Genomic DNA, 14,973 nt, shown 5'->3' on the forward strand with positions numbered 1-14,973 from the left:
TCAGAAAATAAGGCCAATGGGGTTGGACATATTCGCTTAAAATTTAGTTAATTTTGCCCCGTCTTAAACAACAAAATACTCCCTATGGGTTACATCGAACCGGCTCCGATTAAGGATAAATCCAATCCTTTTGAGTCAATGATGTCCAGGTTCAATATTGCGGCCGAGGTGCTGGGACTGGACGAACAAGTTTACAATGTTTTAAAGTCACCCTCAAAGCAAGTCTCTGTTTCACTCCCCATCACTATGGATGATGGCTCTATTCAAGTGTTCGAAGGTCACCGCGTGATCCACTCGAATATTTTGGGGCCTTCAAAAGGTGGCGTTCGTTACGCCATGGATGTGCATTTGGACGAAGTGAAGGCACTTGCAGCGTGGATGACATGGAAATGTGCCGTTGTGGATATTCCATACGGTGGTGCCAAGGGGGGTATTAAGTGCAACCCAAGGCAAATGTCTGCCGGTGAAATTGAAAGATTGACCCGTGCTTATACGCAAGCAATGTCTGGCGTTTTTGGTCCCGACAGGGACATACCTGCCCCTGATATGGGAACTGGCCCCAGAGAGATGGCCTGGCTGATGGATGAGTATTCACGTTCTATGGGAACCACAGTCAATGCCGTTGTAACAGGAAAGCCTCTCGTTCTAGGTGGTTCACTTGGCCGTGTTGAAGCGACAGGTCGTGGTGTAATGGTTTCTGCCCTGGCAGCCATGGAAAAACTAAAAATCAACCCTTACCATGCTTCAATTGCTGTGCAAGGATTTGGTAATGTAGGTTCTTTTGCTGCACTTCTATTGGAAGAAAGAGGATGTACTGTTGTTTCGATCAGCGACATTTCAGGTGCTTATTACAACGAGAAGGGAATAGACATTAAGAAAGCTATTGAGTACCGCGATAATAACAACGGAACTCTCGAAGGCTATACTGGTGCAACCCTGATGGACAAGCCTGAAGAACTTCTTACTTTGGAAGTCGATGTGCTCGTACCTGCAGCTGTAGAAGATGTTATTCACCTGGGCAATGTAGACCAGATTAAGGCTAAGTTGATTGTAGAAGGTGCCAACGGACCAACATCTGCTGAAGCTGACAAAGTGATCAACGAAAAGGGAATTATGGCTGTGCCTGATATCCTGGCCAATGCTGGTGGTGTAACCGTTTCTTACTTCGAGTGGGTACAAAACCGTTTAGGCTATAAGTGGACTCGCGAGCGCGTAAACAGAAGGTCTGACAGAATTATGAAAGATGCCTTTGACAAGGTTTATAATGCCTCTCAGAAATACGACATCCCTATGAGAATAGCGGCTTATGTTGTAGCCATTGAGAAGGTAGCTGAAACCTATAAGTTCAGAGGAGGTTTTTAACTATATGAAAGTACACAAGGAAGGAAGAGGATTGTTAACAGTCCTCTTCTTTATTTTATTGGTTCTTAATGCCGGCATCATTATTCTGGCTCCTTTTGGAGATATACTGAAAGGCATTATCGGAGGAGTATCCTTGATCATCTTCCTATTCTTTCTTCAGTTTTTCAGGAATCCTGCCAGAAAAATTGAACTCAATGAAAAGCAAATCCTGGCTCCTGCCGATGGTAAAGTGGTAGTGATTGAAACCACCACAGAAGACGAATACTTTCGTGGAAAGGAAAGAATCCAGGTATCTATCTTCATGTCACCTACTAATGTGCATGTAAACCGAAACCCGGTCACGGGACTCATCAAATACTTTAAATATCATCCGGGTAAATACCTGGTAGCCTGGCACCCCAAGTCAAGCACCGAAAACGAAAGAACAACCGTAGTTTACCAGATTCATAAGAATGTTGAGATACTGATCAGGCAAATTGCCGGAGCAGCCGCCAGAAGAATCAAATGGTATATCAATGAGGGAGACAGTGTAATTCAGGGACGTGAATTCGGCTTTATCAAATTTGGCTCCCGTGTAGACTTATTCCTCCCGCTTGATGCTGACGTTAAAGTGGAAATGGGGCAGGTTACGCGTGGTGGACAAACTGTGATTGCTGAGTTAAAGTAAGCCTTAGTTTAGTCTTTCTGGTTTCTCCAATTATTTAAAATTGAATTCGTTCCGTTAATCTGAACTTCTTGCCTTTGTTGGTCTTGTGAGGTGCTTATTTACCTGTTAGACCAAAACAATCAAGCTTTTAACCCTATCAACTTGCTGGTGAAAATCTGCTTTTACAGGAAGAGACCAAAAGCATGGACCCCATTGGATTGCTTAAGATCGAGTTTTCCAGACCTTTGGGTTGCGACTTGTATGCAGCACAGCCAGAACAACCACCAGATCATTCCTTTCTAAGTAATGTATTCCAAAGGGAAAATCCTTAAGATAGTAAACCCTTGTATTTCGATACTTTACTTGAAAATTCTTAGGATGCTCAGCCAGAAAATCTAATGACTGATACAATTGGTCAAGGAACTTGTCTGTAATAACTGAAGATATTCCATCATAGTAATCGACAATCTCTTGAATATCCAGTTGGGCGTGTGTGCGTATTTGAAGGCTAGACATTTACCTTCTCTTTATTCGCTTTTTTAATTCTTCAAGATTGATGCTTTTCTCCGGAAAACGCTCCATCTCCTCCAAGCGCTCATCTAAAATAGTCTTATGTCCTTCACTCAAATCCTCCTCTTGCCTTGACAGCAAAAGATAAGTCTGAAATTCTTCGACAGACTCGAAATGTTTCTTTCGAAGATTGATATTCTCTGAAATCGTAATTGTTGTCATTGTTTTAAAGATAACGAAAATTGATTTTCAGAAGATCTACCCATCAAAGGAGTTTATCAATGACTCTCATCAATTTCTCTAAATACTCCTGATCCACTGTATCAAAATCATTCAACTGATCTGAATCTACATCCAGAATTAAAGCCACTTCATTATGCTTAAAAGCTGGCAATACGATTTCAGACTTAGAATCTGAACTACAGGCAATATGACCGGGAAACTCATCTACATTGGGCACCAATACCGTTTCGCCTTTTTCCCAACTGGTTCCGCAAACCCCTTTACCCTTTCTGATTCTTGTACAGGCAATGGGGCCCTGGAATGGACCTAACACCAACTCACCTTCTTTTACCAAATAAAATCCAACCCAGAAGAAGCCCATGCCATACTTCAGTGCCGAGGCGATGTTAGCAAGGTTAGCGGTAAGATCAGGCTCACCCGTTACCAGCGCTTCTATCTGTGGAAGTAAGCTTTCATATTTCTCTGCTTTGGTAGCAGTATTGTTGATCAAAAGTTCTTCAGCCATAGCTTTTTAATGAATTGCAAAGGTAACTACGTACCAGCTAATAGAGTTCAAGTATCTCTGATTCTTTCTACACCCTACTTCGAATCAGTTCAGTTAATTGTTGAGGTATATTTTGAGCTCATCGCCCAGCACATTTGAAACAGACACCAGCTCTCCTGAGACCATGGGGGCTTTAAACCCCTCCTCAAATTGGTTGGCAGCTGTAAATATCCTGGCCTCATCCCAAAGACCTGCTTCAATAAAAGCATTCAGCAAAGCCGCACCACCTTCAATGATGACGGATTGAATTTGTCTTTTACCTAAGTCAAGCAAGAGCTCGGACAGAAACTCCTTCTGACCTAGCTTAACATATTCCAGCTGATCAGACTGTAGGTTCTCTTTGATATTATAGACAAGCGTAGGAATTGATTGATCCTTAATTTTCAGTTGACCTGGAGTTTTCAAGTTTCTGTCTACCAAAACTCTTATGGGATCCTTTCCTATGTAACTTCTCACATTCAAAGCAGGGTCATCATAAATAGCAGTATTCACCCCTACCATAATCGCATCTTCTTCAGCCCTCCATTGGTGTACCAGACTTCTGGAGTACTCATGGCTTATCCACTTAGAGTCGAAGTTCTTTCTGGCTACAAAACCATCGGCTGTTTGAGCCCACTTCAGAATAACATAAGGTCTCTTTCTTTCTATCAGGCTGAAGAAGCGACAGTTTTGAGCCCTGGCTTCCTCTTCCAGACAGCCTGTCAATACTTCAATACCAGCGTCTCTCATTCTGGCAATGCCTTTTCCTCCCACTAATGGATTAGAGTCAAAAGCTGCGATTACCACTTTTTTCAACTTTTTACTCACCAGCAGATCTGCACAAGGAGGCGTCTTACCGTGATGAGCACATGGTTCCAGTGTAACATAGCAGGTAGACTCCGGTAAAAGGTTATGATCCGATACAGATTGAATAGCATTGACTTCAGCATGTGCCTGACCATATTGTTTATGCCATCCTTCCCCAATGATTTTACCTTCATGAACAATGACACAGCCTACCATAGGGTTGGGGCTTACAGATCCCCTGCCTAAAGCAGCCAGTTCCAAAGCTCTTCGCATAAAGCGAATATCATCTTCACTGAAATTCTTTGATTCGATAATTGCTTTACTTTGTACCATGTCGCAAAAGCCTGCAAAAGATTTGCTGCGCCAAGTTATCAATGAATTGGCAAACTTGTACGAAGAGCGTGAAGTATCGGCATTGGCCAGACACTATTTACACGATCGCTTTCATGTAGATGCAATGAAACTGGCCATGAATAGCCCCATCCATTTCGATGAAAAACTCATGCATCACGACTTAAGGCTACTGCGAGCGGCAACCCCTCTTCAACATGTAGTAGGTTTTGGTGAATTCTATGGAAGAAGGTTTAAGTGTGGACCCGAAGCATTAATTCCCAGACCCGAAACAGAAGAACTGGTGAATTGGGTAATTGAGGGAATTAGGGAATTGGGAAAACAGGAAATTTACCTCCTTGACATTGGAACAGGTACCGGTTGTATTCCGATTACACTGGCTCTGGAAATAAGTGGTTTGAAAGCTGACGGCATTGATATTTCAACGAAAGCGCTAAACCTTGCCATGCGGAATGCCGAGCTGTTGAAAGCTGATGTCACCTTCTCTGAACTCAATATTCTGGAAGAAGATCTAAACGGCCAATACGACATTATCGTTAGCAATCCTCCTTATATCCCTGAATCTGACAAAAACCAAATGCACAGCAACGTGCTGGAGCATGAGCCTGGCCAGGCACTCTTTGTACCCAATAATGACCCTCTGCTTTTCTACAGGACAATCGCTCAGAAAGCCCAACCATCCTTGAATGCTGGAGGCCTCCTCTATTTTGAAATACATGAGTCTTATGGACCTGAAGTAAAATCATTGCTTGAGGATGAGGGATATAATCAGGTAACCATTCGGAAAGACCTGCAGAGCAAAGACCGAATGGTCATGGCTGCTTTCAGATAGAGATTCTCTTTAACCTTCTTTAACTACTATCTTTTTCGAAGTTTTACTATTTATATAGTTTAATTACTATATTTATAGTAGATTGATTTTCTATGAAAGAATTAACCAAAGCTGAAGAGCGGATTATGCAGATACTCTGGGGGCTTGAAATGGCTTTTACCAGAGAAATACTTGAACAGTTCAAGAAAGATCCACCCAGCTATACCACTGTTGCTACAGTACTCACTGTATTAGAACAAAAAGGATTCGTAGCGCACGAAATGCTGGGGAATAGCAAGCGATACTATCCATTAATCAGCAAGTCCAAGTACTCTGACTTTGCCATGAACAATGTGATGAGCAAATACTTTGAAGGCTCATTGACCAGGCTCGTTTCCTTTTTTGCTGACCGTAAAAAAATGGATATAGACGAGTTGGATGAGATCATTAAGATATTGGAAAGCAAAAAAGAGGAGGACTAATGAACCCGGTTTTACTTTGGAGCCTCAAGGCTGGTGCATTATTGTTCATTGTGTTCTCTTTCTATTACTTTCTCTTTAGATATAATACTGAGTACACACTAAAAAGGGCACTTCTGATGATCCTTTTGATCATATGTTCCATAGCTCCTTTCATTGAAATTGGAGTAAGTGATCAACAGCCCCGGGTAATCAAAGAAGCTTATGAGATGATGCCTCTTGGCATCCGCCAGTCTCTTGAACCCGAGACACATACAGAAATCAGTATAGTATCTGCAGAGTCCTCCAAAAAACGGGCGATCGACTGGAATCACACATTTCAATGGCTTTACCTGAGCGGACTTGCTGTATCTTTCATCATTCTTCTGATTGATCTTGGCAAAATTTTGAGGCTGCTATTGATCGCAAAGAAGGACAACATATCAGGCATCACAGTATGGAAACATTCCTCTGTCAAGTCTCCCTTCTCCTTTGGCTCATGGATTTTCATACCTGCTGAATCAGTCTATTCGGAAACAGCCTGGTCAATTATCGCCCAGCATGAAACTGTCCATATCAACCAAAAGCATAGCCTCGATCTTTTACTGTGCCGGATTATCCAGGCATTTCAGTGGTACAATCCAATGATTTATCTGCTTCAAAAAGAACTCAAAGTGGTTCATGAAGCGCTGGCCGATGAGCAGGTGTTACGGCAATTTGATTTTAACACCTATGCAGAGACATTGATGAGTGTGAGCCTGGCCACAAGACAATTTAAGCTGATACACTCCTTTGCTTTAAAATCTTCATTATCTAAAAGAATATCCCTTATGAAAACGCACAAAACAAAAATCCAAAAGACCATTCTTGTGCTGACCATCTTTCTGATCAGCGTTACAGGCCTGATTGGCTGGACTTCGCTCAAAGCACAAGACAAAGATGAAATTGACTCTGAAATCACGGTAGAGCAGGTTGATGCTAAAATCCAGGAGTTAATGTCCTTCCCTTTTAAAATAGGGCTTATTAATAAGCTCAGCAAGGAGCATAAACAAGCCTTTGTAAGACTGAAGGAAGAAAACCCAGATAAATCCATTCGCTACAGGTATTTCGAAAAAGGCGATTTTTCCATGTACTTCGATGCTTATGAACCAGGCTATAAACCGATTTATATTGATGAGGTTTCAGATGATCAGAAATTGGAGGTATTCAACCTGGTCCAACAGGATACTTCCAAAATCAGTGTTAACCTTAACAAAAACGGTAAATCATCTCCCATGTATTACACCTACTCCGAAACCGTTCCTGACCTGAAAGAAATCATATTGGCCAATGCCAACTACCTGATGATTTATGAGGCCACACCAACCAAACTGGCAGATGACGGTATTATCTATAGCATTAATGAAGTAGAAAAGCAACCAGAGGTTATTGGCGGCCTTGACAACCTGGCCAAATCCATAGCACTCAACATCACAATACCAGAGGACCTGGCCACCAATAAACTACCGGAAACCGTAGATTTTGAGTTTGTGGTAAGGGGAGGAAAGAGTATTTCCCACCTTAATCTACTCACTGAACTGAATGGGTCTGAAAAAGAAAACCTAGCCTATTATCGCTTTTTCGGTAAAGTTCATGACGAACTCAGGTCTAAAATTTCAAGCATCTACCCCTGGAAACGCGGCATCAAGGACGGTAAGGAAGTACTGGTGAGGGTGAAAATTGCTATACCCACCAAATACATGATGTAATCTTCAAAACTCTATGAGCATGGAAGAATTAATGATATGGAGCTTAAGGGTAAGTGCAATGTTAACACTCCTATTTGCTGCCTACTATTTCATATTCAGGAACAACACCAGTTTTCACCTAAGAAGAGGGCTTGTTCTCATTATATTAGCCACCTGCTGCTTATCCCCCTTTTTGGAGTATAAGGTGACCAAAGGTGAACCTCGGTTCATTCAACAGGTTGCAGAACAAAAACCTGTCATCTTTAAGACGGTTCCTGAGACCACTCCATCACAACAAAACATTCTTACCGAGGTCGATTCATTCAGTGTTACCTATACTGGTATCGATTGGCAAGAGCGTCTTTCAATCATCTATGTGGTTGGTGTCATGATATCTCTTCTTGCTTTAGTTCTCCAGGCTATTAAACTATTGTATTGGAGATATTCAGGCGAAAAACGACTGATTAATGGTGTAACCTGCGTCTTCCATCCGGCAGTATCCACACCATTTTCGGTTAGCAAAGTCATCTTTATACCTAAAGATCATACTTATACTCCTGAGATATGGAGAATCATTCAACATCACGAAACCACTCATATTGCTCAAAAGCATACAATAGATCTGATATTTAATCAAATCTGTCAGGCATTACTTTGGTATAATCCGATCATCTATTTGATTGGACGCGAACTTAGAGTGCTCCACGAAGCACTTGCTGATGAAGCTGCATTAAAGTCATTTCAACTGAGACATTATGCCGAAGCATTGATAGCGGTGAGTCTCAATGGTCAGCAGCATGCACTGGGCCACTCCTTTGCCTCAATTTCCACATTATCTAAAAGACTGAAGTTTATGAATGCACACAAAACCAGACTTGGAACAACTATAGTAGCAGTATTATTTATCACCACCTACGGACTAGGTATTCTGGGCTGGAATGCCATCCAGGCACAGGAAAAGCCTGGAAACGATAACGACAAAAACTTCGGTCTTATCATTGAGCCTACTCCGGTAAACTCAAAAGATGAGGCCTTACAACTGATGAGGAACAGACTTGGTATTCTTCCTTCCTTTATCGCCTCAGATAAACTCCCTCCTAAATTCGAGGTGGTTTTAAAAAGGTTGAAAGAAGTCTATCCGGATAAACAGATCAGGTACCAATACATGCAGAATCCGGCAAGCTTCGACTATCAGGGCACCTATTACAAAAACAACAGTCCGCTATACTTTGGCGAGCTGGATAAAAATGACCGGAAAGAACTGATACAGTTGTCGCTAAAAGACAGCATCAGGATCAGGTCTACTCGCATTTCGAGTAATACTATGCCCAATTATATGTTCGACCTATATGAACTGATCAATGAATTTGAGCGGGAAGTTGAAATTGAATTGAAATACATCATGTTTTACGAGCCTTCGTTCGACCGGGAAACAGAAGTGTTTGATGAGGATGAAGTCGATGTTAAACCTGAACCCGTAGGCGGACTCGAAACCTTCACTCGAGCCATTGCTCTTGATACAAAGCTACCTTCGCATATTCGAAAGGAAGATCTACCGGAAACCATAGATTTTACAGCCGTAGTTTACGGAGGAAGACAAATATCTAATCTAAACCTAACCACAGAGCTGAAGGGAAGTGACAGAAAAAACAAACCTCTCTATTTATTTTTTGGTGAGGTTATGGAAGACATACAGAACAAGACAAGACAGTTCTATACATGGAAAAGAGGCGTGAAAGATGGGGAGCAGGTAAAAGTAAGAGTAAAAATCTCCATACCCACCAAATACATGATGTAAGAAATTTGATTGATTGAGGTTCATTGAATGGCATCTTACTTTAGGGTGCCATTCTCATTTTCACAGATACAAGTCCGTCTTCAGGCTTTCAATCAGCCAAAAGGGTTTTTGATTTGATTGCACCCTCACCTTACCTTCTACCTCTGAAGTTAGCTCAAAGGGCTCCAGATACATTTCATTCTCAAGGTTGGTGTAGAATCCTTCAGTTTTAAAATAGGTTCCGGGAACAATGGGGTGTACTCCAAAAACATCACCGATATTTACCCACTTTTGAAACACTCCCTTCGACTCATAAACCCACTTCTGATCATTGTAGTAGAGTACTGAGTCTATTTGGTCAGCATAGTGTTTTATGGTGTCCAGACAGCTACTGTTAAATGTATCTGCAAGAATATTGACAGCATGATGCTTGAAGTCTTCCAGTACAACAAAAGCAGATTGTAACAAATCGGACGATTCGAAAACCAATAGTTGGACGGGAGACTGAGGTTTGAGTTTCTCCTTAAAATCTTTCACCTGATCAGGTCTGGCTATGACTGTATCGATCTTCACTCCCCATTGAAGTACATCATCGAGCGCATTGACCGTAACAATGACCTTGGGTGACCATTCCAATAACAGTTCAACAAAGTTGTAATGGATGACCGATGCATCATCAATCAAAAGAGCAGGCTCCTGCTCATCTCTGACGATGTGATGTGAAGACATATTAAACCGCTCTGGCCTGCTGAGGAATTCTAATGGTATTGCTATTAGCAATTTCACTCCATACCAAGGCACTTGCACCCAGTACAGCAGCATTGCGATCCATCAGCTCAGACAGCTTAATTTTGATTTTTCCCTTGTATCCAGGGTAGAGGTATTCATTGAATGACTTCTTGGTAGCTTCCACCAGAATATCTCCGGCCTTAGCCAAGCCACCAAATAGGAAAATAGCCTCGGGGCTGGTCACTGCTGCAGCATCGGCCAGCTTTAGGCCAAGAATATCAGAAGTATAATTATAAGCTTCCAGGGCAATTGGATCTCCCTGCAAAGCCATTTCGGTAATTTTCTTAGAGGTGAGAGATTCATAAGTGTAGCTACGCAAAGGGGTATCTACATTATTGGTAGCCAATAGCTTAAAGACGGTTCTTTTGATACCGGAAGCTGAAGCATACGTTTCCAGACAACCTCTCTTGCCACAATTACACTCGCGGCCATCAGGGTAAACATTGGTATGTCCCAGTTCACCTGCCAGACCATCGTGACCGTATATCAGTTTTCCACGGGTCACCAATCCCGAGCCAAGGCCTGTACCTAAAGTAATGACGATGAAATCGTCCATATCTTTAGCTCCACCAAAGACCTTTTCACCAATAGCCGCGGCATTGGCGTCATTGGTAAGTACCATGGGTAAATCGAAGTACTCTTTGAACATGTCGATAAAGGGCACAATGCCCTTCCAGTGCAGGTTGGGAGCATGTTCGATTGTTCCCTTGTAGTAATTGCCATTAGGTGCTCCGATACCTATTCCAAGAATTTCAATGGGTTCACCCAGCTCGTCCAGACTCTTATGAATAGCCTCACTTAAAGCATCTAAAAAAGATTTGATTTCCTTATGAGTATAGGTGGGTATGGATCCCTCCATCAAGACGTTTCCCTCCACATCGGTTAGCCCGTATTTGGTAAAGGTTCCGCCTATATCTATACCTATGGCTGTCTCTCTCATGACATCACTATTTCTTGCCTATCCTAACTGTCTTGCGATTTAGCAGAAATTCGCGATTTCGCAATCACAGTATCTAAAATTAGTACAATATGAGGATTAGCGGTTGATAAGCGGAACAATGGTTTAGAGTTTTTAGGTAAACGATTGCATAAAAAATAAGCCCCTGTATCTATCATACAGGGGCTTATTCAAATCTCGGTCTGTCAGACTAGAAGTCCAGGCCAACCGAAAAGAGGAAATTGGTACCTGCCTGCGGGTAGAAGTAATTCTCTCTGACTTCATAATCCGGGCCTCCGAAGTATCCGAAGGTGTAGCCATTTGATTCATATTCTGTATTCAACAGATTATTGATCAAAAGACTCAGATTGATACGCTTCACTAACGAGGTTTCAAATCCATAATTGAACCTGATATCATTCACGAAGAAGGCATCAATCTTTCTGTTTTCATTTGATGTATTATCCAGGTACTGATCGCCAACATATTTCGAAAGAAGAGCAATTTCCAGATTAGCAACCGGAGTAAACATTAACTGCCCACCGGCAATCACAGCAGGAGAAAAGCTAATGTCGGTATCTTCAAACTCTGTTCTCACCTCGTTATACTCATCGAAATTAACCCCATAGTCGAAAATCACTTCTTCAAAAGATTTGATCTTATTTTCACTCAGAGCAAGGTTGGCCTGAAAGGCAAACCAGCTATTTACCTGCATAGCTCCAGACAGTTCTATACCCATACGATAACTATCTGGCACATTGGTTCTGACACCTGCCCCTACATCGTTTACCTCACCGGTAAGCACAAGCTGATTTTTATAATCCATCAGGTAGTAGTTGGCTTCAAAAGCAGCTCTGCCGGTTCTCTTTCTATAGCCGATTTCCAGGTTATTGAGCGTTTCATGCTCAGGCTCTGTACCGGGCGCGGCATCGATAATATCAGAGCGATTGGGCTCTTTATTACCTATGGCGAACGATCCATATAAACTGCTGTTATTCGTAAGGTTATAAGTCAAACCTACTTTGGGATTGAAGAAGGTATAATTCTGATCGAAATCAATCACCCTGAGGTCATTATCGGTGCCTGCTCCGGTGTAAACGATATTTCTCACCTGAACATCTCCAAACAAATTCAGCTGATCAGAAATCTGATAGTTAACTTTAGCATAAGTATTGAAGTCAGACTTATCAGATCGGCTTTCATAGAAGCGATGACGGATTTCTCCGTTGCTGGCATACTGAGCCCAGATCACTTCTCCAAAATGTAATCCATCGTACTCGTTGTAGGCTCCTCCTAAGGTGAATTGGACATCACTCCCGTCATAATTCAGGTCATAGGTCATTCCATAGAAGTCATTATCCAGCCAACGCCTTCTGATCAGGTCGGTCGATGTGATAGTACTTCCTCCGATGGTCACCTCCTGTAAGCCATAGTCAGCCAGGTCTTCATCGTCTTTATACTCTTCGAAAAATCCTGACCCTTTGGTGTAGTGCAGCGCAGTATTCAGGTTCCACGATGGGCTCAACTCCTGACTGAAGTGCAGTTGATAATGGTCCTGGCCATAATCGTCTACCTGATTATCGTACAGATAGTAATTAAAAGTTCTTCCTGAATTTCTCAGGTTAGCTGCCTGTTCTGCGGTGTAGCCATTATTGGCAATCACTTCCTCAATGCCCGCTGCATCATTTTCCAAACGAGCTTCAGGCGTACCCCACCAGCTTTGGTAGGTCACTTCATTTCCACCGAAATGAATGAATTGAAGGCTTGTCTTCTTACCATAGTAGCCCCCTGAAAGGTAATATGAACTTAAATCAGATGAAGCTCTGTCTATGTAACCATCAGAAGTAATTTTCGACAGCCTGCCTTCAAAAGCCCAATTGCTTTCCAACAAGCCTGTTGAATAGATGGCATTGTACTTCTGGGTGTTATAAGAACCAACACTGGTATTTACCTGCGCCTTTGGCACTGTACTGACTCCATTGGTCAACACATTGATTGAAGCGCCAAATGCACCTGCTCCGTTAGTCGATGTTCCCACTCCTCTTTGCACCTGTATGGAGGAAGTAGAGGAAGCAAAATCTGGCGTGTTTACCCAAAATACTCCCTGAGATTCAGAATCATTAACCGGAATACCATTGATAGTCACGTTGATTCGTGTGGGATCACTCCCCCGAATACGAATCCCAGTGTATCCCACTCCGGCACCTGCATCTGAAGTAACCACTACCGAGGGAGTCCAATTCAGGAGAAAAGGTAAATCCTGTCCCAGGTTCTGCTTTTCAATTTCTTCTGAACTCACATTGGTAAAGGTGGTAGGTGTTTTTTCATTGGCTCTGGTTCCCGTAACAATTACATCCTGCAATTGCTCAGCTTTTTGAACCAATCTGAGCGTCAGGTTCACATTACCTGCCACTCTAAGCTCTCTGGACAGATTGGCATAGCCAATCATAGAAACTCTCAGGGTATAGTTTCCATTTTCTACATTCTGTAAAAGGAAATTACCCTCTTCATCAGTTGTGGTTCCCTGCGCACCTGGTGAAAGCATAATGCTGGCACCATAAACCGTTTCTCCGGTAGCATCATCGACTACCTTCCCTCTGATGTTGCTTTGCGCAAACATCTGCGTGATCATCAGCATATATGCCGACAACACAATCCATTTTCTCATTGTAATTATTTAATGGTTCAACAATGGCGGCTAGGGGAAGCCTGCCGAAAACGTTAGACCACCATATCCCTGCGACAGCATTACCTGCATCAGGTTCAATGGGTATAATCTCAGCCCGTCTTTAATCCTGAAGCATATCAGGAAGGGCACCCCTTTATTGTTGCGCAAATCTAGTAATGATAATTTAGAAAACTAACCCTTTACAGGATTGAGTTAATTCTTTGTATGGCTATCTCCAGCCTTTCCTCCTCATCTCCCCTTATAATCAGGTATGGCACATTGGCCTCCTTCAATGCTGCCTCATACAGGTGAAAGAGTTCCTCTCTGTCTTCGGGACTTTCCCTGAGCGGGTCATATTCATAAGGCAAGTCATGGTGGGTGAGGAAGTAAAAGCTGGCGTGATTCATATTGAGCTGTTGAAGAATCCAGGGATCACATGAGCCATACTTGAATTCACTCCATATTTTAACCACAAAGAGGTCGGTATCAAGCAGAAGCAGGTCCTTTACCTTTTTTTTGTACTGCCTTTCCGCCTCAAGCTGACCTCTCGCAATCGCTATGAGATCTTCTTGCACATATGGTCTATCGAGCTGGGTCAAAAATTGCCTCGAATATTCGGGCACCCAAAGTGTTTTAAAGTGTTGGGCCAGCGACTGGGCAAGAGTTGTCTTACCAGTACTCTCCGGACCTACAATTCCTACTGTTATCATTTATGTTTGGTTGAGTTTCAGGCTTTTTTTCCAGGCTAAGTAACCTGCAATGGCCATAACGATGTAAATGAGATAGAGTATCGAATAAAAATAAAGTTCTTTATAAAAGTATATGCCAGTCGCCAATACGTCAATGGCAAACCAGTAGTACCAGTTGTCAATACGTTTGCGAGCCGTGAGCCACATGGCAGTTACGCTCAAAGTTGAAGTGGCGCTATCCCAATAAGGCAGACTCGGAGCATCTATTCCTTCAAACCATACGGGTAGCTGCATTAAAAACTGAGCAAAGAAGTAGAGAAAAACTCCGGTGATGGCCAAATAAGTCAGGGCTGGCTTCAGCCGTAGCCGGGTAACCGGAAGTTCATCATCCTTTTTGTCTTTGCCTTTGATCCAGTGTACCCACCCATAGATATTAAGCACCAGAAAAAAGATGTGAAGCAATAAATCACCGTAAAGTCGGTACTCATAAAAAACGAAAAGTGAGATAACGGTGTAGAGGATACCAAACGGCCATGTCCAGATATTTTCCTTAATGAGGAATACAACGGCAAGAATTCCCGATACAAATGCAATTAACCCCCAGAAATCAAATCCCTGGATATTGGCGACAATATCTTGCCAAATCTGGTTGAGGTCCATGGCGCCAAAGATATG

At 42.5% G+C, this 14,973-nt stretch carries 15 protein-coding genes and 1 riboswitch; of the genes, 6 read left to right on the top strand and 9 right to left on the bottom strand.

From position 1 onward, the window contains the following. Positions 1 to 84 precede the first annotated feature (84 nt). Both ACOOEY_RS07935 and ACOOEY_RS07940 read left to right on the top strand, forming a co-directional pair. A complete protein-coding gene (locus ACOOEY_RS07935) occupies positions 85 to 1,362 on the top strand; it encodes a Glu/Leu/Phe/Val family dehydrogenase (RefSeq protein WP_420388130.1) in 1,278 nt (425 codons plus the stop codon). A 4-nt stretch (positions 1,363 to 1,366) separates the two neighbouring features. After that, on the top strand, positions 1,367 to 2,029 hold the full coding sequence (locus tag ACOOEY_RS07940; protein ID WP_420388131.1) for a phosphatidylserine decarboxylase family protein: 663 nt from the start codon (positions 1,367 to 1,369) through the stop codon (positions 2,027 to 2,029). 201 nt (positions 2,030 to 2,230) lie between these two features. Here the strand turns inward: ACOOEY_RS07940 and ACOOEY_RS07945 are convergent, their stop codons facing one another. The 4 genes from ACOOEY_RS07945 to ribD all read right to left on the bottom strand — a co-directional run bounded on the left by ACOOEY_RS07945 (position 2,231) and on the right by ribD (position 4,424). After that, positions 2,231 to 2,524: a type II toxin-antitoxin system RelE/ParE family toxin gene (locus tag ACOOEY_RS07945; RefSeq protein ID WP_420388132.1), complete on the bottom strand. Its 294-nt coding sequence runs from the start codon at positions 2,522 to 2,524 to the stop codon at positions 2,231 to 2,233. Beyond that, on the bottom strand, positions 2,525 to 2,740 hold the full coding sequence (locus ACOOEY_RS07950) for a hypothetical protein (RefSeq protein WP_420388133.1): 216 nt from the start codon (positions 2,738 to 2,740) through the stop codon (positions 2,525 to 2,527). Positions 2,741 to 2,783: 43 nt separating this feature from the next. Continuing rightward, on the bottom strand, positions 2,784 to 3,266 hold the full coding sequence (locus ACOOEY_RS07955) for a GAF domain-containing protein (RefSeq protein ID WP_420388134.1): 483 nt from the start codon (positions 3,264 to 3,266) through the stop codon (positions 2,784 to 2,786). Between the two features lie 93 nt (positions 3,267 to 3,359). After that, the gene (gene ribD, locus ACOOEY_RS07960) at positions 3,360 to 4,424 is read right to left on the bottom strand and encodes a bifunctional diaminohydroxyphosphoribosylaminopyrimidine deaminase/5-amino-6-(5-phosphoribosylamino)uracil reductase RibD (protein WP_420388135.1); all 1,065 of its coding nucleotides are present in this window, start codon (positions 4,422 to 4,424) and stop codon (positions 3,360 to 3,362) included. Positions 4,425 to 4,470: 46 nt separating this feature from the next. Here ribD and prmC point away from each other — a divergent pair, with 46 nt between their 5' ends. The 4 genes from prmC (at position 4,471) to ACOOEY_RS07980 (ending at position 9,236) form a co-directional block, all read left to right on the top strand. Further along, a complete protein-coding gene (gene prmC, locus ACOOEY_RS07965) occupies positions 4,471 to 5,274 on the top strand; it encodes a peptide chain release factor N(5)-glutamine methyltransferase (RefSeq protein WP_420388136.1) in 804 nt (267 codons plus the stop codon). 92 nt (positions 5,275 to 5,366) lie between these two features. Beyond that, a complete protein-coding gene (locus tag ACOOEY_RS07970; protein ID WP_420388137.1) occupies positions 5,367 to 5,735 on the top strand; it encodes a BlaI/MecI/CopY family transcriptional regulator in 369 nt (122 codons plus the stop codon). Then, positions 5,735 to 7,459: a M56 family metallopeptidase gene (locus ACOOEY_RS07975; protein ID WP_420388138.1), complete on the top strand. Its 1,725-nt coding sequence runs from the start codon at positions 5,735 to 5,737 to the stop codon at positions 7,457 to 7,459. Before ACOOEY_RS07970 ends, ACOOEY_RS07975 begins: the two co-directional genes overlap by 1 nt. A 19-nt stretch (positions 7,460 to 7,478) precedes the next feature. Next, positions 7,479 to 9,236 (top strand): M56 family metallopeptidase, encoded by a 1,758-nt coding sequence (locus tag ACOOEY_RS07980; protein ID WP_420388139.1) that lies wholly within the window; start codon positions 7,479 to 7,481, stop codon positions 9,234 to 9,236. Between the two features lie 60 nt (positions 9,237 to 9,296). Here ACOOEY_RS07980 and ACOOEY_RS07985 read toward each other — a convergent pair whose 3' ends face one another. The 5 genes from ACOOEY_RS07985 to pnuC form a co-directional block, all read right to left on the bottom strand. Continuing rightward, positions 9,297 to 9,944 carry a hypothetical protein gene (locus ACOOEY_RS07985; protein ID WP_420388140.1) on the bottom strand — a complete coding sequence of 216 codons (648 nt, stop codon included), beginning with the start codon at positions 9,942 to 9,944 and terminating at the stop codon, positions 9,297 to 9,299. A gap of 1 nt (position 9,945) precedes the next feature. Then, a complete protein-coding gene (locus tag ACOOEY_RS07990; protein WP_420388141.1) occupies positions 9,946 to 10,944 on the bottom strand; it encodes an ROK family protein in 999 nt (332 codons plus the stop codon). Positions 10,945 to 11,152: 208 nt separating this feature from the next. After that, the gene (locus tag ACOOEY_RS07995) at positions 11,153 to 13,609 is read right to left on the bottom strand and encodes a TonB-dependent receptor (RefSeq protein ID WP_420388142.1); all 2,457 of its coding nucleotides are present in this window, start codon (positions 13,607 to 13,609) and stop codon (positions 11,153 to 11,155) included. 49 nt (positions 13,610 to 13,658) lie between these two features. After that, positions 13,659 to 13,774: riboswitch (TPP riboswitch) on the bottom strand. A gap of 35 nt (positions 13,775 to 13,809) precedes the next feature. Continuing rightward, on the bottom strand, positions 13,810 to 14,319 hold the full coding sequence (locus tag ACOOEY_RS08000; RefSeq protein WP_420388143.1) for an AAA family ATPase: 510 nt from the start codon (positions 14,317 to 14,319) through the stop codon (positions 13,810 to 13,812). Further along, the gene (pnuC, locus tag ACOOEY_RS08005) at positions 14,320 to 14,958 is read right to left on the bottom strand and encodes a nicotinamide riboside transporter PnuC (RefSeq protein ID WP_420388144.1); all 639 of its coding nucleotides are present in this window, start codon (positions 14,956 to 14,958) and stop codon (positions 14,320 to 14,322) included. Positions 14,959 to 14,973 lie beyond the last annotated feature (15 nt).

It is taken from the genome of Roseivirga sp., assembly GCF_965216855.1.
Taxonomy (GTDB): Bacteria; Bacteroidota; Bacteroidia; order Cytophagales; family Cyclobacteriaceae; genus Roseivirga.

Coding starts and splice junctions, on each gene's coding strand:
- ACOOEY_RS07935 (WP_420388130.1), top strand. CDS start 85: ATGGGTTACATCGAACCGGCTCCGATTAAGGATAAATCCAATCCTTTT.
- ACOOEY_RS07940 (WP_420388131.1), top strand. CDS start 1,367: ATGAAAGTACACAAGGAAGGAAGAGGATTGTTAACAGTCCTCTTCTTT.
- ACOOEY_RS07945 (WP_420388132.1), bottom strand. CDS start 2,524: ATGTCTAGCCTTCAAATACGCACACACGCCCAACTGGATATTCAAGAG.
- ACOOEY_RS07950 (WP_420388133.1), bottom strand. CDS start 2,740: ATGACAACAATTACGATTTCAGAGAATATCAATCTTCGAAAGAAACAT.
- ACOOEY_RS07955 (WP_420388134.1), bottom strand. CDS start 3,266: ATGGCTGAAGAACTTTTGATCAACAATACTGCTACCAAAGCAGAGAAA.
- ribD (WP_420388135.1), bottom strand. CDS start 4,424: ATGGTACAAAGTAAAGCAATTATCGAATCAAAGAATTTCAGTGAAGAT.
- ACOOEY_RS07970 (WP_420388137.1), top strand. CDS start 5,367: ATGAAAGAATTAACCAAAGCTGAAGAGCGGATTATGCAGATACTCTGG.
- ACOOEY_RS07975 (WP_420388138.1), top strand. CDS start 5,735: ATGAACCCGGTTTTACTTTGGAGCCTCAAGGCTGGTGCATTATTGTTC.
- ACOOEY_RS07980 (WP_420388139.1), top strand. CDS start 7,479: ATGGAAGAATTAATGATATGGAGCTTAAGGGTAAGTGCAATGTTAACA.
- ACOOEY_RS07985 (WP_420388140.1), bottom strand. CDS start 9,944: ATGTCTTCACATCACATCGTCAGAGATGAGCAGGAGCCTGCTCTTTTG.
- ACOOEY_RS07990 (WP_420388141.1), bottom strand. CDS start 10,944: ATGAGAGAGACAGCCATAGGTATAGATATAGGCGGAACCTTTACCAAA.
- ACOOEY_RS07995 (WP_420388142.1), bottom strand. CDS start 13,609: ATGAGAAAATGGATTGTGTTGTCGGCATATATGCTGATGATCACGCAG.
- ACOOEY_RS08000 (WP_420388143.1), bottom strand. CDS start 14,319: ATGATAACAGTAGGAATTGTAGGTCCGGAGAGTACTGGTAAGACAACT.
- pnuC (WP_420388144.1), bottom strand. CDS start 14,958: ATGGACCTCAACCAGATTTGGCAAGATATTGTCGCCAATATCCAGGGA.